Annotated in this window: 21 protein-coding genes; 12 read left to right on the top strand and 9 right to left on the bottom strand. The window is 69.5% G+C overall.

The window, feature by feature from the left end:
* Positions 1 to 15: 15 nt before the first annotated feature.
* From M2271_RS20470 to M2271_RS20440, 8 genes are all read right to left on the bottom strand, one after another.
* Positions 16 to 1287, bottom strand: coding sequence for an LLM class flavin-dependent oxidoreductase (locus M2271_RS20470; RefSeq protein WP_280888722.1), 1272 nt, complete (start codon positions 1285 to 1287; stop codon positions 16 to 18).
* Between the two features lie 94 nt (positions 1288 to 1381).
* Positions 1382 to 1498 (bottom strand): putative leader peptide, encoded by a 117-nt coding sequence (locus M2271_RS42540; RefSeq protein WP_348539180.1) that lies wholly within the window; start codon positions 1496 to 1498, stop codon positions 1382 to 1384.
* A gap of 109 nt (positions 1499 to 1607) precedes the next feature.
* Positions 1608 to 2384 carry a GNAT family N-acetyltransferase gene (locus M2271_RS20465; RefSeq protein ID WP_280888721.1) on the bottom strand — a complete coding sequence of 259 codons (777 nt, stop codon included), beginning with the start codon at positions 2382 to 2384 and terminating at the stop codon, positions 1608 to 1610.
* 196 nt (positions 2385 to 2580) lie between these two features.
* Positions 2581 to 3606 carry an ABC transporter substrate-binding protein gene (locus tag M2271_RS20460; RefSeq protein ID WP_280888720.1) on the bottom strand — a complete coding sequence of 342 codons (1026 nt, stop codon included), beginning with the start codon at positions 3604 to 3606 and terminating at the stop codon, positions 2581 to 2583.
* Between the two features lie 103 nt (positions 3607 to 3709).
* A complete protein-coding gene (locus M2271_RS20455; RefSeq protein WP_280888819.1) occupies positions 3710 to 4474 on the bottom strand; it encodes an amino acid ABC transporter ATP-binding protein in 765 nt (254 codons plus the stop codon).
* Positions 4475 to 4617: 143 nt separating this feature from the next.
* Positions 4618 to 5622, bottom strand: coding sequence for an amino acid ABC transporter permease (locus tag M2271_RS20450; protein ID WP_280888719.1), 1005 nt, complete (start codon positions 5620 to 5622; stop codon positions 4618 to 4620).
* A gap of 736 nt (positions 5623 to 6358) precedes the next feature.
* Positions 6359 to 7291, bottom strand: a complete 933-nt coding sequence (locus tag M2271_RS20445; RefSeq protein ID WP_280888718.1) for a recombinase family protein — start codon at positions 7289 to 7291, stop codon at positions 6359 to 6361.
* Between the two features lie 162 nt (positions 7292 to 7453).
* Positions 7454 to 8116, bottom strand: coding sequence for a GntR family transcriptional regulator (locus tag M2271_RS20440; protein WP_280888717.1), 663 nt, complete (start codon positions 8114 to 8116; stop codon positions 7454 to 7456).
* A gap of 128 nt (positions 8117 to 8244) precedes the next feature.
* Here M2271_RS20440 and M2271_RS20435 point away from each other — a divergent pair, with 128 nt between their 5' ends.
* From M2271_RS20435 to M2271_RS20400, 8 genes are all read left to right on the top strand, one after another.
* Entirely contained in the window at positions 8245 to 8676 is a 432-nt protein-coding gene (locus tag M2271_RS20435; protein ID WP_280888716.1) for a VOC family protein, read from the top strand.
* A 49-nt stretch (positions 8677 to 8725) separates the two neighbouring features.
* Complete coding sequence (locus tag M2271_RS20430) at positions 8726 to 9379, top strand: NAD(P)H-binding protein (protein WP_280888715.1); 654 nt, start codon at positions 8726 to 8728, stop codon at positions 9377 to 9379.
* Between the two features lie 48 nt (positions 9380 to 9427).
* Entirely contained in the window at positions 9428 to 9829 is a 402-nt protein-coding gene (locus tag M2271_RS20425) for a RidA family protein (RefSeq protein ID WP_280888714.1), read from the top strand.
* Between the two features lie 2 nt (positions 9830 to 9831).
* Positions 9832 to 10500 (top strand): SDR family oxidoreductase, encoded by a 669-nt coding sequence (locus M2271_RS20420; protein WP_280888713.1) that lies wholly within the window; start codon positions 9832 to 9834, stop codon positions 10498 to 10500.
* A gap of 82 nt (positions 10501 to 10582) precedes the next feature.
* Positions 10583 to 11704 carry an NADH:flavin oxidoreductase/NADH oxidase gene (locus M2271_RS20415; RefSeq protein WP_280888712.1) on the top strand — a complete coding sequence of 374 codons (1122 nt, stop codon included), beginning with the start codon at positions 10583 to 10585 and terminating at the stop codon, positions 11702 to 11704.
* 109 nt (positions 11705 to 11813) lie between these two features.
* Complete coding sequence (locus M2271_RS20410; RefSeq protein WP_280888711.1) at positions 11814 to 12557, top strand: SDR family oxidoreductase; 744 nt, start codon at positions 11814 to 11816, stop codon at positions 12555 to 12557.
* Positions 12558 to 12613: 56 nt separating this feature from the next.
* Complete coding sequence (locus tag M2271_RS20405; RefSeq protein WP_280888710.1) at positions 12614 to 13012, top strand: SRPBCC family protein; 399 nt, start codon at positions 12614 to 12616, stop codon at positions 13010 to 13012.
* A gap of 33 nt (positions 13013 to 13045) precedes the next feature.
* Positions 13046 to 13882: a hypothetical protein gene (locus tag M2271_RS20400; RefSeq protein ID WP_280888709.1), complete on the top strand. Its 837-nt coding sequence runs from the start codon at positions 13046 to 13048 to the stop codon at positions 13880 to 13882.
* A gap of 295 nt (positions 13883 to 14177) precedes the next feature.
* Here the strand turns inward: M2271_RS20400 and M2271_RS20395 are convergent, their stop codons facing one another.
* Positions 14178 to 14825: a helix-turn-helix domain-containing protein gene (locus tag M2271_RS20395; RefSeq protein ID WP_280888708.1), complete on the bottom strand. Its 648-nt coding sequence runs from the start codon at positions 14823 to 14825 to the stop codon at positions 14178 to 14180.
* Between the two features lie 154 nt (positions 14826 to 14979).
* Between M2271_RS20395 and M2271_RS20390 the strand changes: the two genes are divergently transcribed.
* The 4 genes from M2271_RS20390 (at position 14980) to M2271_RS20375 (ending at position 20099) form a co-directional block, all read left to right on the top strand.
* Positions 14980 to 17322, top strand: a complete 2343-nt coding sequence (locus M2271_RS20390; RefSeq protein ID WP_280888707.1) for an MMPL family transporter — start codon at positions 14980 to 14982, stop codon at positions 17320 to 17322.
* A 571-nt stretch (positions 17323 to 17893) separates the two neighbouring features.
* Entirely contained in the window at positions 17894 to 18961 is a 1068-nt protein-coding gene (locus tag M2271_RS20385) for an aromatic ring-hydroxylating dioxygenase subunit alpha (protein ID WP_280888706.1), read from the top strand.
* Positions 18958 to 19155: a hypothetical protein gene (locus M2271_RS20380; protein WP_280888705.1), complete on the top strand. Its 198-nt coding sequence runs from the start codon at positions 18958 to 18960 to the stop codon at positions 19153 to 19155. Before M2271_RS20385 ends, M2271_RS20380 begins: the two co-directional genes overlap by 4 nt.
* On the top strand, positions 19152 to 20099 hold the full coding sequence (locus M2271_RS20375; protein WP_280888704.1) for a PDR/VanB family oxidoreductase: 948 nt from the start codon (positions 19152 to 19154) through the stop codon (positions 20097 to 20099). The genes M2271_RS20380 and M2271_RS20375 overlap by 4 nt, the downstream gene beginning before the upstream one ends.
* Positions 20100 to 20227: the final 128 nt, after the last annotated feature.

Below are 20227 nucleotides of genomic sequence, written 5' to 3'. Positions count from 1 at the left end.
GGCGGTCCTTCCGGCTCACGCGGTGGGGGTGGCTGCGGCGGTGGTGGCGGCAGGGGTGGCAGTGGGGGTGGCGGCAGCGGTGGGGGCGGTGGCGTAACGGTTGGCGGGGCGGGTGAGGCCCAGCAGGCCGCGCAGGGTGTCCGCCTCGTAGGCACGCCGGAAGGCGCCGCGCCGCTGGAGTTCGGGAACCAGGCCCCGGGTGATCGCCGGCAGGTCGTGCCCGGCGACGGCGGGCCGCAGCCGGAACCCGGACAGCCCCGCCTGCCCGAACTCCTGCAGCAGGTCGGCGAGTTGGGCGGGAGTGCCGGTGAAGATCCGGGCGTCGCTGGTGTACGGCTCTCCCGCGAGGGCGTCCAGGCGCTCTCGGCGGGCCGCGGCCTCGGCGGGATCGTCGTCGAGGAAGACCACCAGGTCGCCGAAGACGTGCACGGTTTCGTCGGCGCGGCCGGCCGCCTCCTGCTCGGCGCGGATCTCGGCGACGATCGCACGGGCCTGGCCGGCGTCGTGCGGGGTGACATAGCCGACGTCGGCCTGGCGAGCCACCAGCCGGTACGGGACGCTCTGGTGGGCCAGGGCAGTCACGAGCGGCTGGCCCTGCGGCGGGCGAGGCGTGATCGAGGGACCCTTGACACTGAAGTGCCTGCCCTCGAAGTCGATGTAGTGCAGCTTGTCCCGGTCGACGAAACGGCCGGTGGCGACATCCCGGATCTCGGCGTCGTCCTCCCAGCTGTCCCAGAGGCGGCGCACCACCTCGACGTAATCGGCGGCCTCGTCGAAGAGGTGGGTGAGCTGTTCCTGTCCGGCCGACGTCCGGAGCGACTCCAGGCTCAGCGGCGGGAACGTGCGGCGGCCGAAGTGCGCGGCCTCGTGCGGGCGGGGGGTGATCTGTACGCGCAGGCCGGCACGTCCGGAGCTCACATAGTCGAGGGTGGCGATCGCCTTGGAGATGTGGAACGGCTCCGTGTGGGTGGCCACCACCGTCGGCACCACACCTATGTGGCGGGTCAGCGGGGCGACCCGCGCGGCGATGAGGACGGCGTCCAGGCGTCCGCGGACCTGGTCGGCGCGTCCGTCCAACTCGCCGTAGTGCGAGGACTGCAGGCCGAGCGCGTCCTCGATGGTCACGAAGTCGAACAGACCGCGCTCGGCCTCGGCGACGAGGTCGGCCCAGTAGGCGGCAGTGAGCAGTTCTCGGGGGCGGGCGACGGGCTCGCGCCAGGCGGCCGGGTGCCAGCCGGCGCCGTCGAGGGCGACGGCGAGGTGCAGCGGGGAGGGTGAGGAGGACACGGGAGTGGGGCCTTCCTGATCAGTCGTGTACGAGATCAGTCATGTACGAGAGAGCCGACCCTCGTGGGGAGGGTGCGGCCGCGGGGACACACCGTCAGGAGCAACAGAGCGCGGCGGCCACGCGCAGCAGGTCGATGTGCGGCCGGGAGTACAGGTGCAGGTGACGGGGCGGGGCGGGTTGCACGGCGCGGTGGCGGGACACGGGACGCATGTGCCTCACCTCCGCCCTTCCGGCCCGGCGACCCCGGGGTCCTTGTCGGCCACGCGCTCGCGGGCCCCGAAGGGGCGCCACTCACTCGTCAGCAAGCTCAACAGCACGGCTATTTCTTTTCTTCCAGCCGGCCGGCTTCGTGTTCGTCCCGGACGTGCGTTTCCGGCTGCCCGCCCGGCGTGCGCACCAGCACGAACCGCGAACGGCGGCGCAGGGTGAACCCGATCGACTCGTAGAGCCGGATCGCGTCGGTGTTGCTCGCGGACGCGTGGAGGAAGGGGGTGTCGCCGCGTTCCCTGATGCCCGCGGCGACCGCGCGGACCAGCCGGGTGGCCAGACCGCGCCCGCGGTGGTCCGGGTGGGTGCAGACGGCGCTGATCTCGGTCCAGCCCGGTGGGCGGAGGCGTTCGCCGGCCAGGGCGATCAGCCGCCCGCGGTCCCGGATGCCGAGGTAGGTGCCGAGCTCGACGGTACGGGGCAGGAAGGGGCCCGGCCGGGTGAGGGCGATCAGGCCGAGGATCTCGGGTACGTCGGTGGGTCCGAGCCGTACCGCTTCGGGTGCGGGTTCGGCGTACAGCGCGGTGTCGACCATCTGGACGCCCTCGCCGCTCTGCTCGGTCTCCCAGCCGCCGGGCACGGTCTGGACCGCGGTGACCGGGGTGACGGTGCCGGGCCCCACCAGCGCGGCCAGGTCGTCCCAGGCGCGGGGATCGGCGGGGTCTTCCAGGGCGGTGAACGGGGAGACGTCCGTCGGGTAGCGGGCGGCCCGGCCGACGCGCTCGGCGAGATGAGCGTGCGGGCCCGTCAGCGCCGCCCAGGCGGCATTGTCCAGGATGTGCGGTTCCGTCGGGCTCGGGGACGGGGCGTGGTGGACGCTGAGGGACATGGCGGTGCGGACTCTCCGTATCTGGAACACGGCGGGGCGGGGGCCGGGACTTCGCCGCGTGTCACGGCGGGGCAGGGACCGGGACTCCCCCACGTTTCACAGCGGGCGGGGCCGGGACTCCCCCACGTTTCACAGCGGGCGGGGCCCGGGACTCCCCCACGTTTCAAGCGGCGGAGTCCCCGGGGTGGGCGACGGATCAGGAGTTGTCGAGCGGCAGCCCGGGCGGGTTGACCTGGGAGGTTTTGACGGCCTCGTTGGAGAGGTTCCAGGCGGCGAGCCACTTGGCGTACTGGCCGTCCTCGATCAGGTGGTTGATCGCGTCCGCGACCGGTTTGGCCAGCCCGCTGTCCTTCTTCGCGGTGGCCGCGATGAGGCCCTGGAGCGTGTCACCCGCACCGGAGAACTTGCCCGCGTTGCGCGTCGGGTTGGGCGTCTTGGCAACCTGGGTGATGTGGTACGAGATACCGGGGTTGGGACCGAAGTAGGCTTCGATCCTCCCGCTGGACAGCGCCAGGTAGACGCTGTTGTTGTCCTGGAAGTACTTGACGGTGAGCTTCTTGCCCTCCTTCGCCAGCTTCGCCTTCCACTCCAGCAGGATCTTCTCCTGGTTGGTGCCGGCGCCCACCGCGACAGTCTTGCCGGCCAGGTTCCTGTAGTCGCCGGCGAAGTTCCAGGTGCTCTTCTCCGGCACCTCGAAGGCGAGGTTGTCCTGCCGGTAGGAGGCGAACTCGTACTTCTTCTTGCGCTCCTCGGTGTCAGTGACGTTCGAGAACGCCACGTCGACCTTGCCGCTGTCGATCCCGACGAACAGGTTCTCCCACGTCGAGTTCTTCACCTCCGGCTTCAGCCCGAGAACCGCGGCGACCAGTCTGCCGAGGTCGGGTTCGGCACCGGTGAGGGTCTTCTGGTCCTGGCCCACATACGCCAGCGGCGGGAACCCGGCGGGCAGCGCGCCGACACCGAGCACCAACCGGCCGCTCTTGGCGACCTCCTGGGGCAACTCGGCGCTGATCGACTTCACTTCGGGAACCTTCAGCTCGGTCTCCTTGGCGGCACCGTTGGAGAGTGCGCCGACGGTGACCGTCCCGGCCGGCGCACTGCCGGTCCTGGTCGCGGCTTCGCTGTCGCCCCCGCACGCGGCGAGTCCTGCGGCGAGCGAGGCGACGGCTGCGGACGCGGTGACACCGCGGAGGAATCTGCTGCGGAGGCTGAGGGTACGCATGGGTGTCCTTGTCGGTTGTGCGGTGCGGGTGTGTGGGCGGTCCCGGCGGGCCCCGGGCTTGGCGAGGAGCGCTCGGAGTCGTTCCGCGGAGGGCGCGGCGGGGTCAGAGGACCTTGCTCAGGAAGTCCCTGGTCCGCTCCTGTTTCGGGTGGTCCAGCACCTCGGCGGGCGGGCCCTGTTCGACGATCCGGCCGCCGTCCATGAAGACCACCTGGTCGGCGATCTCACGGGCGAAACCGACCTCGTGGGTGACGATGACAAGGGTGGTGCCGCTGCCGGCCAGGTCCTTGATGACGGCGAGCACCTCGCCGACCAGTTCGGGGTCGAGGGCGGACGTCGGCTCGTCGAAGAGGATGACGCCGGGTCGTAGGGCGAGGGCACGGGCGATGGCCACGCGCTGCTGTTGGCCCCCGGACAACTGCCGGGGGTAGGCGGTGGTCTTGTCGCCGAGTCCTACGCGGGCGAGCAGGTCCCGTGCCGACTCCTGGGCCTCGGGCTTGGTCAGCCTGCCGGTCGCCACCGGAGCCGCCGCCACGTTGTCCAGCACGGTCAGGTGCGGGAAGAGGTTGAAGTTCTGGAACACGAAGCCGATCCGCGCGCGCTGGGCCAGGATGACCCGCTCGCTCAACTCCTTGAGACGCTCGCCGTGCCTGCGTACGCCGATCAGCTCGCCGTTCAGGCTGACATGGCCGATCTCGGGCTTCTCCAGGTGGTTGATCACCCTGAGGAGCGTGGACTTGCCGGAGCCGGACGGCCCGAGGACGACCGTGACCTCTCCGGGCCGCACGGTCAACTCCACACCGTCCAGGACGTGATGAGCGCCGTACCACTTGTGCACGTCGTGCACCTCGACCGCGGCGGGACGTATCTCGTGCGTCGCGCTGGTCTCCGCCACCGATACCGACTGTGTCCTCCCGGCCGTCACTTTGGTGTCGGCCTGTGTCGTCCCGGCATGTGTCGTCTCCGCATGTGTCGTCCCGGCCGTCTGTGGCGTCTCAGTCGCCTTGGCGGTCATATCGCCGTCTCCCTCCGGACTCGGGCCCGCACGTCGCCGAAGCCGGTCCGCAGCTTCTGCAGTGGGGTCGGCGACGGGATGCGGAGTGCGCCCCGCGAGTAGTACCGCTCGACGTAGAACTGGACGACGGACACCAGGCTGGTGAGGATCAGGTACCAGATGGTGGCGACCAGCAGCAGTGGCACGATGTCGCCGGGGTAGGTGCTGCCCATGCTCTGCACGGAGCCGAACAGGTCGAGCAGGGACACGTAGAAGACCAGTGAGGTGCCCTTGATCAGGCCGATCAGCTGGTTGACGTAGTTCGGCGTGATGGAGCGCAGCGCCTGCGGGAAGACGATCCTCGCGAACTGGTACCGCTTCGGCAGGCCGAGGGCGGCGGCCGCCTCGTGCTGGCCCTGGTCGACGGAGAGGATGCCGCCGCGGACCACTTCCGCCGCGTACGCCGCCTCGTTGAGGCTCAGTCCGACCACTGCGACGACCATGTCGGTGGCGAGACGGGACTCATCGAAGGTGAAGAAGGCGGGACCGAAGGGGACACCGAGGCTCAGCGTCTTGTACAGCGCGCTGAAGTTGTAGAGGAAGAGCAGGACGACGATGAGCGGCACCGAGCGGAACAGCCAGATGTAGATCCAGCTCACCGCCCGCAGTACGGGGCTCCTGGAGAGTCGGGCCAGGGCGAGCAGAATGCCGCCCAGCAGGCCCAACACGGCGCTGTACAGCGCTACTTCGAGGGTGACGAGCAAGCCGTCGAGGATCGTCGGGCGCAGGAACCAGTACTGGAACCGGTCCCACTGGAAGAAGGGGTTGGTCGCCAGCCCGTGGGTGATCTGAGCGACCAGCACGAGCACGACGACGGTGATGATCCAGCGGCCGGGATGCCGGAGCGGAAGGACTCGCTGCGCCACCAGGGGCTTCGGCGCGGCGGGGAGGTCGGGGCGGGGGATCGCCTCGGCGGGCGGTGCTGATCCGGAGGACACAGCGATGCCGGGAGATTCACTCATGGAGGGCTCCAGCGGTTTGGGACACCCGAAGCTGCGGGAGGCGGCAGCACCGCGCCACGCGGGAACGGCGTCGGCACGAGTCGACGCACGGTTAGCCGCGGAACGAGGGCTGGGCGGGGAGCGGGGACACCGCGACAGCGGTGGTCGTCAGAGACTCAGAAAGCCGTCAGCCTTGGCAGAGGGCGCTGCAAGCGACCGTACACAGTGCGCTGTTGACACGCAGCAGGTCGACAGAGCGGTCCGCGCACAGCAGGACGCGGCCGAGGCGCCGCCCTGCGGCCGTCCCGTCAGCTGCGTGCATCGCTGTCACCATCGTCTCTTCGGCCCTGGAACATCTCGGTCTGCGTCGCACGTTAGGCATGTCCCGAAAATGATGTCAACGCACGTGACCACCAGGTGAGACCGGACGCTCGGACCTTCATGACGGCGTCACAAAGCGCGCCGAAACCGACGTGGACGGTCGCGTTGTCAGCGCCCACGGCGGGGGGCGCCCCCCTCATGCCGCCCCGGCCCGACGCGTGCGCACGGGGCCGCGGGGAGCCACAGCTCACACCCCCGGCTGGGCAGTTGCCGTAGCGCTGTTTCGTCGCGACCAACAGGTCGGTGAGTGTCGTGAGGACGACCGGCCAGTCCAATGCGGGGTGCCGTTAACGAGCGGCGAACAAGGTGCCAAGTAACCCGCCAGTAGTTTTTGGATCGGCCCCGGGGCAATCGAACCGTGGTTCGCCGAGATTGATCACAGTCCCGCTGTAGGTGCCCAGAGGGTGTTGACGCGGTTCTCGTACTCGCGGCGGGCCTTGCGCTGTGCCGGGATCGCCGGGGCGCCCTGGGTGCCGTCGAGGGGCTGGCAGTGAGCGAGGAGTGCGCGGTGGACCGAGGGCACGGCGCTCACGCGCAGCGTGTAGCCCTGACCGCGCCGTACGGTCACGCCCTGGTCGAGCGTGGCGCGCTCGGCGGGCTCCAGGTCGGCCGCGCGGAGGAAGTCCGCGACCTTGCCCGGCATGTCGAGGACGACCAGCAGCTCCGGGGCCGGGGCGCCCAGGTCGACGGCGGTGTGCTCGGGCAGGAGGTCGGCGACGGCAGTACGGATGGCTCCGCGGCTGACGTCGTGGACGCGGGCGAGGCTGGCGATGGACTGTCCGTCCAAGTACGCGGTGCGCACGGCGTCGGTCTTCTCTGCTGGGATGGCCGGGCGGCGTCCGCCCTTGTTGCCCTTGGCCTCGGCGGCCCGCAGCCCGTCGTACGTCAGCTCCCGCTGGAGGTCGCGCTGGAGTTCGCCGGCGGCCGCGAGGGTCTGCACCATGAACTTCACCGTGGACAGCAGCTCGCCAGTGCGCGGGTGGCGGGCGGTGAGGTCCATCGCGGAGAACGCGCCGTCGTGGATACGCAGGGCGAGACGGCCCTTGTGCAGGACGTCGAGCACATCGAGGATGTGCCCGGTGCCGCGCACCAGGCGGAACATTTCCGAGATGTGCACGGTGTCGCCCGGCCGCGCGTACGCCAGCAGCTCGCCGAACTTCGGGCGCTCAAGCGGGTGGAGGCGGCTGGAAGTGCCGGCCTCCTCCTCGAACGGGATCGGGTTCTCGATCCCGGCCTCGTCCAGGACGAGGTTCTGCCGGGCGGTCGACTGCTGGTCGGTCGAGACCCGCTTGTAGACCAGGTTTGCCACCGCGGAGCCCCTTCCGTACGGAGGATCGGACCCTATCTGTCGTCAAACCCTGTCAGCAATCACCATCGGATCTGATGGGATTCGAGCCGCCGCGAACCTCTGGATTGCACGGGTTCATTGGACGTCCGTCGCGCCTGTCGTCATTCGATCGTTTGCCGACACTCAGGCGGTGGTTACGGCGACCACGTCGACGGCGTGGCGGCGGTGTGCTGCGAAGAGGTCGAGGGCGGTGCTGGTGTCCCGGGCGCGCAGCGCGGTGACGAGTCCGTGGTGCTCGCGCGGGATGCAGTCGAGGTAGCCGGCAGTGCTGCGGCCGATCCGGGTCAGCAGGAACAGGTGGACCTGGCACCGTATGCCGTCCCAGGCGTCGGCGAGGCGCTGGTGTCCTGCGGCGGCGAACACCGCGTCGTGGAAGGCGATGTCCAGGCGCACCATTTCGTGTGCGTCGCCGGCTCGCTCCATCATGTCGGCCGTCTTCGCGATGGACGCGAGATCCTCGTCCGAGGCGTGGGCGATCACCTGCCGTACGGCGAGGTCCTCCAGTGCGCCGCGCAGGCTGTCGAGCTCAGCCACGTCCTCGGCGGACAGCGTCGTCACCGTCGTGCCCCGGTGCCACGCACAGTGCACCAGGCCCTCGCGCTCCAGCAGCCGCAGCGCCTCGCGCACCGGGCCGCGGCTGACATCCATCTCGCCGGACAGCTCCACCTCGCGCAGCTGCTCGCCCGGGGCGTAGGCCCCGTTGAAGATGGCCTCGCGGATACGGTCCGCAACCTCGTCAGCCAGACCCCGGCGGCGAGCCGGGGCCACCTTGCCCTGATCACTCATGCCCGAATTGCACCTCCTCCACCAATGGCCTAATGTTAACATTCAGACGTTGTCGTGATGTCAACATTAGGACAAGTTGAGCAGGATCGCCCACGGGCCACTCCGCTCCCCGGCAGGAAGGCAGTGCCATGACCGTTCTCGACTCCCCGATCCCCCGCTTCCACCTGGCCGTGCCGGTCGACGACCTGGCTGCCGCGCGCCGCTTCTACGGCGACGTCCTGGGCCTGGAGCAGGGCCGCAGTGCGGACACGTGGGTGGACTGGAATCTGCACGGCCACCAGTTCGTCACGCACCTCGCGCCGGAGCGCGCGCAGCGCATACACAATCCGGTCGACGGCCACGACGTACCCGTGCCGCACTTCGGTCTGGTCCTGACGATCCCGGCCTTCCAGCAGCTTGCCGAGCGGCTGCGGGCGGCGGGCACCGAGTTCGTCATCGAGCCGTACGTGCGCTTCGCGGGCCAGAAGGGCGAGCAGTGGACGATGTTCCTCCTCGACCCGGCCGGCAACGCGCTGGAGTTCAAGGCGTTCGCCGACGACTCCCAGGTGTTCGCCGTCTGACCGGCGGCCGACACCACCCACCCCCACACGCGAAAGACGGGACGAGTTCATGAAGGTGTTCCAGATCGGCGCCGCCGGAGGAGTCGGCCGCCGCCTCACTCAACTCCTCACCCAACGCCGTGACCTCGTGACCGGCATGCACCGCCGGCCCGCTCAGGGCGAGACCGTACAGGCGGCCGGCGGGACTCCGGTGGTCGGTGATCTCATCGCCGACTCGGTCGACGACCTGGCCGGCAGGATGCGCGGCCATGACGCCGTGGTCTTCTCGGCCGGCGCACACGGCACCGGTCAGGACAAGACGACCCTCATCGACGGCCGCGGCCTTCAAAAGGCCGCCGACGCGGCCGCGCTCGCCGGGGTGGCGCGGTTCGTCCTCGTCTCGGTGTTCCCCGACGCGCTGCGCGACGGGACACGTAGTGAGGGCTTCGAGCACTACATCAAGGTCAAGAAGACCGCCGACGTCTATCTGACACGCACCAACCTGAACTGGCTGATCGTCCGTCCCGGAACCCTTCTGGACACCCCCGGCACCGGCCACGTCACCGCCGGTCCTGCCGTCGAGTACGGCGACGTGCACCGCGACGACGTCGCCGCGTTCCTCGACGCCGCCCTGCACGCTCCGGCCCTCAGCCGCGTGATCGTCGAGCTCACCTCCGGTGACACCCCTGTCGCGGACGCCGTCACCCGCCTCACGGCCGCCTGAGCTCACACCCGCATCTCAACCACAGCACCATCAGCAAGGAGAAGCACCATGACCGCCATCGATTCCTACAGCCACGACGTCTCCGGCGAGAAGGAGTTCGGGTTCGCCCAGGCCATCAAGGTCGGCGACACGATCTACGTCTCCGGACAGCTCTCGCACGACGAGCAGGGCAACTTCCTCTACCCGGGCGACTTCGACGCCCAGCTGAAGCAGTCCTACGCCAACTTCGAGAAGGTGCTCGCCCACTACGGCGCCACCCGCAACCAGGTCGTCTCCGAGACCCAGTTCATCGTGGACCTGCCGAAGTACAACATGGCGATGGCCGCGGCGAACCTGGCCTACTTCGGCGACCACCGCCCCACCAGCTCCACCATCGGCGTCGCCTCGCTGTTCTTCCCGGGCCAGCTCATCGAGGTCAACTTCGTCCTCGACACCCGCCTGCCGGCCTGATCGTGAAGGTCGTGATCGCCGGAGGGCACGGCAAGATCGCCCTTCTCCTGGAACAGCTCCTGTTCCGGCGCGGCGGTGCGGTCACCGGCCTCATCCGCAACCCGGCCCAGGCCGAGGCGCTGGAGAAGGCCGGGGCCCAGGCCCGGCTCGTGGATCTGGAGAAGGCCACCAGTGACGAGGTCGCCCGGCATCTGACGGGTGCCGACGCGGTGGTGTTCGCCGCCGGAGCGGGCCCCGGGAGTTCGGTGGGCCGTAAGGACAGCGTGGACCGCGGCGCGGCGATCCTGCTGGCGGACGCCACCGAGAGCGCCGGTGTCGGACGCTACCTGCTGCTCTCCGCCATGGGCGCCGATCTGCGGGCCGTCGACGACACCAGCCTCGGCCCGGTCTTCCGCACCTATCTGCGGGCCAAGATCGCGGCCGAGAGCGCCGTCCGGTCCCGGACCGCGCTCCAGGCGACGATCGTCCGCCCCGGCTTGCTCGACGACACCCCCGGCACCGGCCGGGTCACGCTCGCCGAGCGGACCGGCCCGGGCCCCATCTCCCGGGCCGATGTCGCCGCCGTCCTGCTGGCACTGCTCGACGAATCGCGGCTGACCGGCCGGACCGTCGAGGTCATCGGCGGCAGCACTCCCATCGCGGACGCCGTGGCAGCCCACGCCGCCCACTGACCCGCCCACTCCGCGTCTCCCCTCATCTCCCCCTCGACGGCGTTGTCCCGGCCGGCGATGCCCCACCTGAAAGAGAAACACCGTGAGCACTCTGTTCACCCCCCTCAAGCTGCGCTCCCTCCAGATACCCAACCGGGTGTGGATGTCGCCGATGTGCATGTACTCCGCCGCCCCCACCGGCCCGGAGACCGGCGCGCCGACCGACTTCCACCTCACCCACCTGGCCTCGCGCGCCGCCGGTGGCGCGGGCCTGGTCATGGCCGAGGCCACCGGGGTCCGCCCCGACGGACGGATCAGCCCCTGGGACCTGGGCCTGTGGAACGACCGTCAGCAGGAGGCGTTCGCCAGGATCACCCAGGCCATCAAGGCGTACGGCGCCGTCCCGGCCATCCAGCTCGCCCACGCCGGCCGCAAGGCGTCGGTGGACAAGCCCTGGCTGTCCGACCGGTACTTGTCAGAGGCCGAGGGCGGCTGGCAGACCGTGGCGCCCAGCCCGGAGCCCTACCAGGGCCTGCCCGTCCCGCACGAACTGACCGTCGATGAGATCCAGCAGCTGGTCCGTGACTTCGCCGCCTCGGCCAAGCGCGCCCTGGCCGCCGGCTTCCAGGTCGCCGAGGTGCACGGCGCCCACGGCTACCTCATCAACTCCTTCCTCTCCCCGGTCTCCAACCACCGCACCGACGCTTATGGCGGCAGCTTCGAGAACCGGATCCGCTTCGCCCTGGAGGTCGTCGACGCGGTGCGCGCCGTGTGGCCCGCCGAGCTGCCGGTCTTCTTCCGTACCTCGGCTACCGACTGGCTGACGGAGAACCCCGAGGACGAGCGCGAGGGCTGGACCGGGGAGGACACTGTTCGCCTCGCCAAGGAACTGACGGCCCATGGCGTCGATCTTCTCGACGTGTCCACCGGCGGCATGGTCCGCGACGCCAAGATCGTCGCGGGTCCCAACTACCAGGTGCCCTTCGCCGCCCAGGCCCGCGAGGCCGCCGGCATCCCCACCGCCGCCATCGGCCTCATCCTCGAGCCCGCCCAGGCCGAGGAGATCGTCGCCACCGGCCAGGCCGACGCCGTGATGCTCGGCCGTCAGCTGCTGCGCGAGCCCTCCTGGGCCCACCGCGCAGCCGCGGAGCTCGGCGAGGAGCCGCGCTGGCCCGAGCAGTACGGCTACGCCGTCGTGCGTCGCAGCAAGAGCAAGAAGGGCTGAGCGCCGTGCGGGCCCCGGGCCCGCGCAGCTCCGGTCACCAACGGGCGGGTGCTGCCTCCCACCCCGGACCCGCACTGCCGCCGCCACCTTTCACCCTCAGGAAACCCTCATGAACTACATCGAAGACAAGGTCGTCGTCATCACCGGCGCCTCCTCCGGCATCGGTGCCGTCTCTGCCCAGGCACTCGCCGCCCGCGGCGCCAAGGTCGTCGCCGCCGCACGCGACCAGGCCGGCCTGGAGCAGGTGGTCGCCGACATCCACCAGGCCGGCGGCACCGCCGCGGCCAAGACCACCGATGTCACGGACATCGACTCCGTTCAGGCCTTGGCTGATTTCGCGGTCGAGACGTACGGGACCATCGACATCCTCGTGAACAACGCGGGCCTGATGCTGTTCTCGTACTGGAAGGACCGGGCGCTGGACGACTGGAACCGGATGATCGACGTGAACATCCGGGGCTATCTCAACGCCACCCACGCGGTTCTGCCGGTGATGCTGGCCAACGGCTCGGGTCACATCCTCAACATGGACTCGGTGGCCGGCCACCAGGTCGGTGACGGTGCGGGTGTGTACAGCGCGACGAAATTCTTCGTGCAGGCGGTCACCGAGTCGATGCGCAAGGAGCTGGGTGTCCGTGAGGGCATCAAGGCGTCCACGATCAGCCCGGGGGTGATCGACACGGGCTGGGCGGACAAGGTCACGGATCCGGTCGGCCGCAAGGCTGCCCAGGAGCTGAACGCCGTCGCCATCACGCCCGCCAGCATCGCGGATGCCGTGGTCTACGCCCTCGACCAGCCGGCCGATGTCACCGTCAATGACCTGGTCATTTCCCCGACCCGCCAGAACTGGTAACTCACGCAGGGGAGACGAGCTGATGCCCGCCTCCCCTCAGTCCCCCAGGAGAAGTCATGGCTGAGGCCTACTGGAGTTCCGTGTTCACCAGCTCCGCAGATGACATATGGGCTGTCGTACGACGGTTCAACGGGCCGCCCGACTGGCACCCGGCCATCCAGGACAGTGCCATCGTCGAAGGCGAGAGCAAGTTCACGCCCGGCGCGATCCGCGTCCTGACCGGCACGGACGGCAACACCTACCGGGAACAACTTGTGGCCCCGGCCGACGCCCGACGGACCTTGACCCACGAGAATGTCGACGCGCCGCTGCCGGTCAGCGGATACCGCTCGGCCCTCCATGTCCAGGCCGTCGCCGACACCGGCGGCACCTTTCTTACGGCGTGGTGTACGGCTGTAAGGCGTGCTGGCGTCCCGCGACCACGCGGCTGCCCGAGGCCGTGTTCCGCGGGATAGGTAGGTTTGGGTCACCGTCTAAGGAGATGCACGATGCCCGAGCGCCGCAGAGTCCTGTTCGTGACCGACCTCGCCTACCTGGCCCGGGGGCGACGCTACTGCGACGAGGACATCTTCCTGACCTCCCGACTGCGCGACGGCTTCGACATCGCCCTGTGCCACCCGCTGGATGCCGCCGCCCTGATGGACGCCTTCGACGTGGTCGTGGTCCGCAACAGCGGGCCCGTGCTGCACTACCAGAAGGAGTACGACGCCTTCCGGGAGCAGGCCATGGTCCGTGGCATCCGGGTCTACAACCCGCTGTCCGGCCGCGGCGACATGGCCGGCAAGCAGTACCTGCTGGACCTGACCGCCGCCGGATACCCGGTCATTCCCACCATCGACCGGCCCGAGGACCTGCACCTGCTGCCCGAGGCAGGCCAGTACGCGGTCAAACCGAAAGCGGGCGCGGACTCCATCGGCCTGACCTTCGTGCCCCGAGAGCAGCTGAGCGACCTGGCCTACGGCGACATCCTGGTCCAGCCGCGCATCGACTTCCGCTACGAGGTGTCCTTCTACTACGTCGACGACGCCTTCCAGTACGCCCTTCACGCCCCCGACCCCGAGCGGCGCTGGGTCCTTGAGCCCTACGAGCCCACCGACGCCGACCTGGCCTTCGCCCGGCCCTTCATCGACTGGAACACCCTCGACCACGGCATCCAGCGCGTGGATGCCTGCCGCACCCAGGAAGGCGAGCTACTCCTCGTAGAGCTGGAGGACCTCAACCCGTACCTGTCCCTGGACCTGGTCTCCGACCGGACCCGTGACGCGTTCGTGGCGAGCATGACGGCATCCCTCCACCGGTTCCTGGACTCCCAGCCCCGCAACTGAGGCGGCATACGGGCCCTGAAGAGTGCTTCGCTCAAGGTTCGATGTCATAGAAGTGCCTGGGCTGGAACGCAGAGCTCCAAGGGCCCGAAGACCACGCCGAACAGCGCACGGGTCCCGGCACAGGGCGGCGCTGGTCATCGGCCGAGCCGGGTCGTTCTGACCCAGGGATCCGACACGCACGAGGCTGCACCGGACACGCCCTCCCCTCACTCCCGGGAGCCCGGACTCCGTCGTGGAGGGGCTCCTTTGCCTCGCGGTGATCAGGCTCTCGTGGGGGCGGTCGCGGCTCCGGGAGTCAGTCCCGGACGACGCTGCTGATCGCGGCGCGAAGGCCGTCATCGTCCGTTTCCGCGCGTGCCGGTGGGAGAGGAGACGCGCTGGCGGGGTTGAGCGAGTCGAAGAGCAGGGCCATGAAGCGCGCGCGCATGGACGGTGTGGTGCCGGGGAGCGCGAGGCCGGCGATGCCCATGACCATGAAGTGCGGAATGTCGTCCGCAGTGAGGTCGGTACGGATCTCGCCCTGCTCCTGTGCGCGCTCGAGGAGGGGGCGGAGGGACTCGGTGAAGCGCTGGAGGGCGTCCACGGCGACGTCGGCGAAGTTGGCGGCGAAGGTGACCAGTCCCCGCTCCTCGGTGATCAGGTCGAGTAGCCGGGTGGCGATGTCCAGGAGGGTCTGGCGCGGGTGGCGGGAGGCCGTGGCGTCGTTGATCAGTGGGAGGAGGTCTGTTTCGAGGATGTCGTCGAGGACGGCCCGGACGATGGCCTCCCGGTTGGGGAAGTGCCGGTAGAGCGTGGCGATGCCCACGCCCGCCTCGGCGGCGATCTGCTCCAAAGAGCCCTCACCCGCGCCGAGGACATTGCGTCCGGCCGCGATGATGCGCTCCGCGCTGGAGCGGGCGTCAACCCTGCGGAGCCGGTGTGTGCGCGGTGCGGCGTTCGGCATCTTTGACCCTCCCGTTCTGCACCGCAGACTACTCAATCACCTGCGGGACGATAGCACTCTACCGTTTCGATAGTCCACTATCGGTTTGGTAGTACCCTCTCATTTTGTTCGGGTGCGCGTGCCCAGCAGGGTGCGCCGGAGAAGGGAGAAGGGCATGTCTGTACTGCTGTACCGGCTGGGACATTTCGCCTATGCCAGGCCCTGGTATGTGATCGCCGGCTGGCTGGCGGTGGTGTCCGCCGTGGTGGCTCTGCTCGTGGTCAACCCCGTCAAGCTGAGCAACGAGGTACGCATCGACGGCACCCCCGCCCAGGAGGTCATCGACGATCTGGCGAAGTCCCTTCCCGAGGCGTCCGGCGGGCAGGGCATGCTGGTGTTCCGCGTGCAGAACGGGACGCGGGTCGACGGCGAGGACAGCCGCGCCGCCCTCATCGCCGCGGTGGACGCGGTGTACCGCCACGACCACGTCATCGACGCGCGCAAGGTCCTCGCCGAGGAGCTGTCGAAGGGGGAGAAGAGTCCGCTGCTGCGGTCCCAGGCAGTGGTGGCCGAAGCCGCTGGGCAACCGACGGGGGGCAAGGTGCCGGCACCGCTGCTGCAGGACGGCCGACCGGTGCCCGGGGTCGTCGTCTCGGCCGACGGCTCCACCGCCCTGATGCAGTTCCAGTTCGACGAGCAGACCTATGAGCTGCCCTCCGGCACGATCGACAGCACCGTCGAGGCCGCCGAGAAGCAGGCCGCACGCGGCCACCTCGACGTCCTGCCGTCGGCGGCGATGCTGGAGATACCCGAGATCGTGGGCGTCGGTGAGATCGTCGGCGTCGTGGTGGCGGCCATCGTCCTGCTGGTCACCCTGGGGTCGGTCGTGGCGGCGGGCCTGCCCCTGGTCATCGCTCTGGTCGGCGTCACGGTGGGCGTCGGCGGCGCCTTCACTCTCTCCACCGTCTTCGAGATCCACTCGCTCACCGCCGTACTGGCCCTGATGCTGGGGCTCGCCGTCGGCATCGACTACGCCCTGTTCATCGTCAACCGGCAACGGCGGCTCATCCTGGACGCCGGCCTGGACGCGCACGAGGCGACCGGCCGCGCCATCGGTACCGCCGGCAGCGCGGTCTTCTTCGCCGGCAGCACCGTCATCATCGCCCTGGCCGGGCTGTTGGTGGTCGGTATCACCCTGCTCAGCACGATGGCCCTCGCCGCCGCGGTCACGATCGCCATCACCGTCCTGCTCGCCCTGACCCTGCTGCCGGCGCTCCTGGGCCTGGTCAAGGAGCGCATCTGCTCGGCCGGAACCCGACGCACGGCGCAGCAGCAGGCCTCCGTCGCCGCACGGACACGGGCCACCCGCTGGGGATCACGCCTGGTCCGCCACAAGTACCCCGCTCTCGCGGCGGCGTTCCTGATCCCCCTGGTTCTGGCGCTGCCAGCCCTCGACATGAGGATGGGCCTGCCGTCCGGCGCCAGCTACAACCCCGACACCGCACAGCGCCAGAGCTACGAGGCGGTCAGTGACACCTTCGGCCCCGGCCACAACGGCCCCCTCATGGTCGTCGCCCGCTCCTCCGACAGCGGGCGGCCGCTCACTCCCGCGGCCCTCACCGCGGTCGTCTCCGAGCTGAAGGACACCGAGGGCGCCACTTCGATCTCTCTGGCAGGTATGAACCCCGCCGGCACCGTGGCCGTCCTCAGCCTCGTTCCCGGCGACGGACCGAATGACGACGGCACCAAGGACCTCGTCACCTCCGTGCGGGACAAGAGCCGGGAGATCCGCGAAACCCATGGCGTCACCATCGGCATCACCGGCTTCACCGCCCTCGCGATCGACGTGTCCGACCGCCTCGGGGACGTCCTGCCCCTCTACGTGGCCACCGTTCTCGGGCTCTCGCTGATCGTCCTGCTCCTGGTCTTCCGCTCGGTCGTCGTCCCGGTGATGGCCACTGTCGGCTTCCTGCTCAGCATCGCCGCCACCTTCGGTATCACCACGGCCGTCTTTCAATGGGGCTGGCTGCAGGCGCTGTTCGGACTCGACGCGAGCGCACCTGTGGTGAGCCTGCTGCCCATCATCGTCACCGGCGTGCTCTATGGACTGGCCATGGACTACCAGATGTTCCTGGTCACCTCGATGCGCGAGGCCCGCATGCACGGCGCCGACCCGCTCGACGCGACCGTCTCCGGCTTCGCCCGGGCGAGCGCCGTCGTGATCGCCGCGGCCACGATCATGGTGTCGGTCTTCGCCGGATTCATCTTCAACGCCCAGCCCATGATCAAACAGGCGGGATTCGCGCTGGCGGCCGGCATCCTCATAGACGCGTTCGTGATCCGCATGACGTTCATCCCGGCCACCATGGCGCTCGCACGGGAGAAGGCCTGGTGGATACCCGTGTGGCTGGACCGTCTCCTGCCCGATCTGGATGTCGAAGGCGAAAAACTCGCGCAGAGGATCCCGCTTCCCCATCCTGCCGCTCCCCGGCAGCACGCGACAGCACAGAAGACCTGACCCGCCGTTGGCGAGCATGTGCCTGCCGGCAACGCCGAACCGCGGTCGCCGGCCGCGGTGCCCGTGCCATCCGCGCCGTATCGCGCACCCGCACGGGGTGCGCGGCCAGACCGCGACGCGGATGCCGTCGACTTCCATACCGCCCTTGCCTGCTGGTCGGTCTGTTCGGCGGTCTTCGCGACCCAGAGGGTGAGCATCACCCGCTCGCGGACGGTACGGGGGATCAGAGACCTCTACCTGTGGCAGTACCTGGTCACGCCCAGTGCGGCCCTCATCGCTCGGGCGTGCTGCGGAGCGGGGCCGAACCCGGCTGGAAGCTGAGACGTCGGGGTCATAAATCACTCAGAGCTTCCATGACTCGCAAAACGGAAGTGTAAAACTCGACACAATCATCGACGGAAACGCTCAGCAACGTCGTCGGCTCAGCGCACCCCACATTTCACTTCTACAGACGAGCGCCGCCCTGAGCAGGCAGTTTCCCCTGCCCCTTCCGTGAGACGGAAGAGGCATTGTGCCCCGGTGACGCACTTCCGGACGATGTCGCCATCACCCAACGACGGGAGCCGCAACGATGCCGCACACCACCGCCTTCGCCAGGAACCAGTGGTACGTCGCCGCCTACAGTCACGAGGTCGGGCGTGAGGAGTTGCTCGGCCGGACGATTCTCGGTGAGCCGCTCGTGTTCTACCGGACGGAGGAGGACGGCACGCCCGTCGTCCTGCACGACCGCTGTGTGCATCGCCGGTATCCGCTCTCCGAGAGTCGGCTCGACGGCGACCGGATCGTGTGCGGGTACCACGGGTTCACGTACGACACGACCGGTACGTGCGTGTACGTGCCGGGGCAGAAGCGCATACCGCGCACGGCCCGCGTCACCTCGTACCCGGTCGTGGAGCAGGACTCCCTGGTGTGGGTGTGGATCGGCGACCCGGCCCTCGCCGACCCGGGGACCATCCCGCGGGCGCGGCACCTGGACTCCCCCGGCTGGACGACCGTGCGCGGCATGGAGCCGATCGACGCCGACTACGGTCTCCTCGTCGACAACCTCCTCGACCTCTCCCACGAGACCTATCTGCACGGCGGGTACATCGGCACTCCCGAGGTCGCCGAGACGCCCATCACCACCGAGGTCGACGAGGGCGCCGGGATCGTGCGGGTGAGCCGGCACATGGACGACGCCGAGTGCCCGCCGTTCTACGCGAGGTCCACCGGCATCGAGGGCCGGATCACCCGCTGGCAGGACATCGAGTACCACGCGCCGTGCCTGTATCTGTTGCACAGCCGGATCGCGCCGGTCGGCGTCCTCCCGGAGGCGGACGGCAGCGACCCGAACGGCTTCCACACCGAGATCACGTACGCCATCACTCCGTCCGCCGACGGCAAGGTGTACGACTTCTGGATGGTCTCGCGGGACTGGGCGATCGAGGACGGCGAGGTCACCGAGTTCCTGCGGGGCAACAACCACACGGTGGTCATGCAGGACGTCGACGCGCTCAACCTGCTGCAGAGGACGCTCGGCACCGAACGGACCGGCTACCAGGAGCTGAGCATCAACATCGACACCGGTGGTCTGGCCGCCCGGCGTATCCTCGCCCGGCTGGTCGAGGAGGGCGACAAGCCGGTGGAGAAACTCCCGTGACCGGGCTGTCGTCGGCAGGGCCGCGCGAGATCTACCGCGTCGACTGGGTGCCGGGCACCGACGTCCTGCACGGCACCTGTCACTGCGGGGCCGAGCACGCCGCCCAGGACCCCGTCGAGATGTGGGAGTGGATGCTCGGCCACCCGGAAGGCCATCAACCGCGAGGCCATCAACCGCAAGGAATCGACTCATGAGTGTGTACGAATCCGAACTCGTCTCCGAACTCGTCGTCGAGGAGCGGGAGTTCGCCGCCGATGGAGTGCTCGCCCTGACGCTGCGCCACCCGCTGGGCGAGGAACTGCCGGCCTGGGAGCCGGGCGCCCATGTCGACGTGGTCCTCGGGCCGGACCTGGAGCGGCAGTACTCGCTGTGCGGTGATCCCGCGGACCGGACGGCCTGGCGGATCGCGGTGCTGCGGGAACCGGACGGGCGCGGCGGGTCCGCGTATGTGCACGAGCAGTTGGGACGAGGCGACAAGCTGCGGGTGCGCGGTCCGCGCAACCACTTCGCGCTGCGGCCCGCGCGGCGCTATCGCTTCATCGCGGGCGGTATCGGCATCACCCCGATCCTGCCGATGCTGGCCGCGGCCGAGGCGGCGGGCGCCGAGTGGAGCCTGCTGTACGGCGGCCGGACCCGCCGGTCCATGGCGTTCACCGAGGAGTTGAGCGGGTACGGCGACCGCGTCACGATCGCTCCCCAGGACGAGACCGGGCTGCTGGACCTCGCCTCGGTACTGGACGGCCTGCCCGAGGGCACCCTCGTCCACTGCTGCGGCCCCGGGCCGCTGCTGGACGCGGTGGAGGCCCGCTGCCCGGCCGGAGCACTGCACGTCGAGCGTTTCGCGCCGAAGGTCCAGGAGGTGGGCCAGAACACCGAGTTCGAGGTCGAGTTGGCCCGCAGCGGTCGTACGCTCAGCGTCCCCGCGGACATGTCGGTGCTCGACGCCGTGCGGGGCGCCGGCGTGGAGGTGTTGTTCTCCTGCACCGAGGGGACCTGCGGCACCTGCGAGACGGACGTGCTGGAGGGCGACCCGGACCACCGGGACTCGGTGCTCAGCGACGAGGAACGGGAGGCCGGTGAGACCATGCTCATCTGTGTGTCCCGGTGCCGGGGGAAGCGGCTCGTGTTGGACCTGTGAGGCCGTCAACTGGCGTACGAGGCAGAGAACTTCGACGCTCTCACGACGAAGCGAGCAGTCGGTGAACCGAGCCGTCGGCGAAAGGGGAGGGAAGCTGACGAGGCACCGTCGGCGACCTGAACGCCGGC

Origin of the sequence: Streptomyces sp. LBL (assembly GCF_029893585.1) — a bacterium.
Classification (GTDB): domain Bacteria; phylum Actinomycetota; class Actinomycetes; order Streptomycetales; family Streptomycetaceae; genus Streptomyces.
The sequence above is the reverse complement of the archived record's forward strand: the minus strand, read 5'-3'. Positions and strand labels throughout refer to the sequence as shown.

Coding starts and splice junctions, on each gene's coding strand:
- M2271_RS20405 (WP_280888710.1), top strand. CDS start 12,614: ATGGCTGAGGCCTACTGGAGTTCCGTGTTCACCAGCTCCGCAGATGAC.
- M2271_RS20425 (WP_280888714.1), top strand. CDS start 9,428: ATGACCGCCATCGATTCCTACAGCCACGACGTCTCCGGCGAGAAGGAG.
- M2271_RS20395 (WP_280888708.1), bottom strand. CDS start 14,825: ATGCCGAACGCCGCACCGCGCACACACCGGCTCCGCAGGGTTGACGCC.
- M2271_RS20435 (WP_280888716.1), top strand. CDS start 8,245: ATGACCGTTCTCGACTCCCCGATCCCCCGCTTCCACCTGGCCGTGCCG.
- M2271_RS20465 (WP_280888721.1), bottom strand. CDS start 2,384: ATGTCCCTCAGCGTCCACCACGCCCCGTCCCCGAGCCCGACGGAACCG.
- M2271_RS20390 (WP_280888707.1), top strand. CDS start 14,980: ATGTCTGTACTGCTGTACCGGCTGGGACATTTCGCCTATGCCAGGCCC.
- M2271_RS20400 (WP_280888709.1), top strand. CDS start 13,046: ATGCCCGAGCGCCGCAGAGTCCTGTTCGTGACCGACCTCGCCTACCTG.
- M2271_RS20410 (WP_280888711.1), top strand. CDS start 11,814: ATGAACTACATCGAAGACAAGGTCGTCGTCATCACCGGCGCCTCCTCC.
- M2271_RS20440 (WP_280888717.1), bottom strand. CDS start 8,116: ATGAGTGATCAGGGCAAGGTGGCCCCGGCTCGCCGCCGGGGTCTGGCT.
- M2271_RS20450 (WP_280888719.1), bottom strand. CDS start 5,622: ATGAGTGAATCTCCCGGCATCGCTGTGTCCTCCGGATCAGCACCGCCC.
- M2271_RS42540 (WP_348539180.1), bottom strand. CDS start 1,498: ATGCGTCCCGTGTCCCGCCACCGCGCCGTGCAACCCGCCCCGCCCCGT.
- M2271_RS20385 (WP_280888706.1), top strand. CDS start 17,894: ATGCCGCACACCACCGCCTTCGCCAGGAACCAGTGGTACGTCGCCGCC.
- M2271_RS20430 (WP_280888715.1), top strand. CDS start 8,726: ATGAAGGTGTTCCAGATCGGCGCCGCCGGAGGAGTCGGCCGCCGCCTC.
- M2271_RS20460 (WP_280888720.1), bottom strand. CDS start 3,606: ATGCGTACCCTCAGCCTCCGCAGCAGATTCCTCCGCGGTGTCACCGCG.
- M2271_RS20375 (WP_280888704.1), top strand. CDS start 19,152: ATGAGTGTGTACGAATCCGAACTCGTCTCCGAACTCGTCGTCGAGGAG.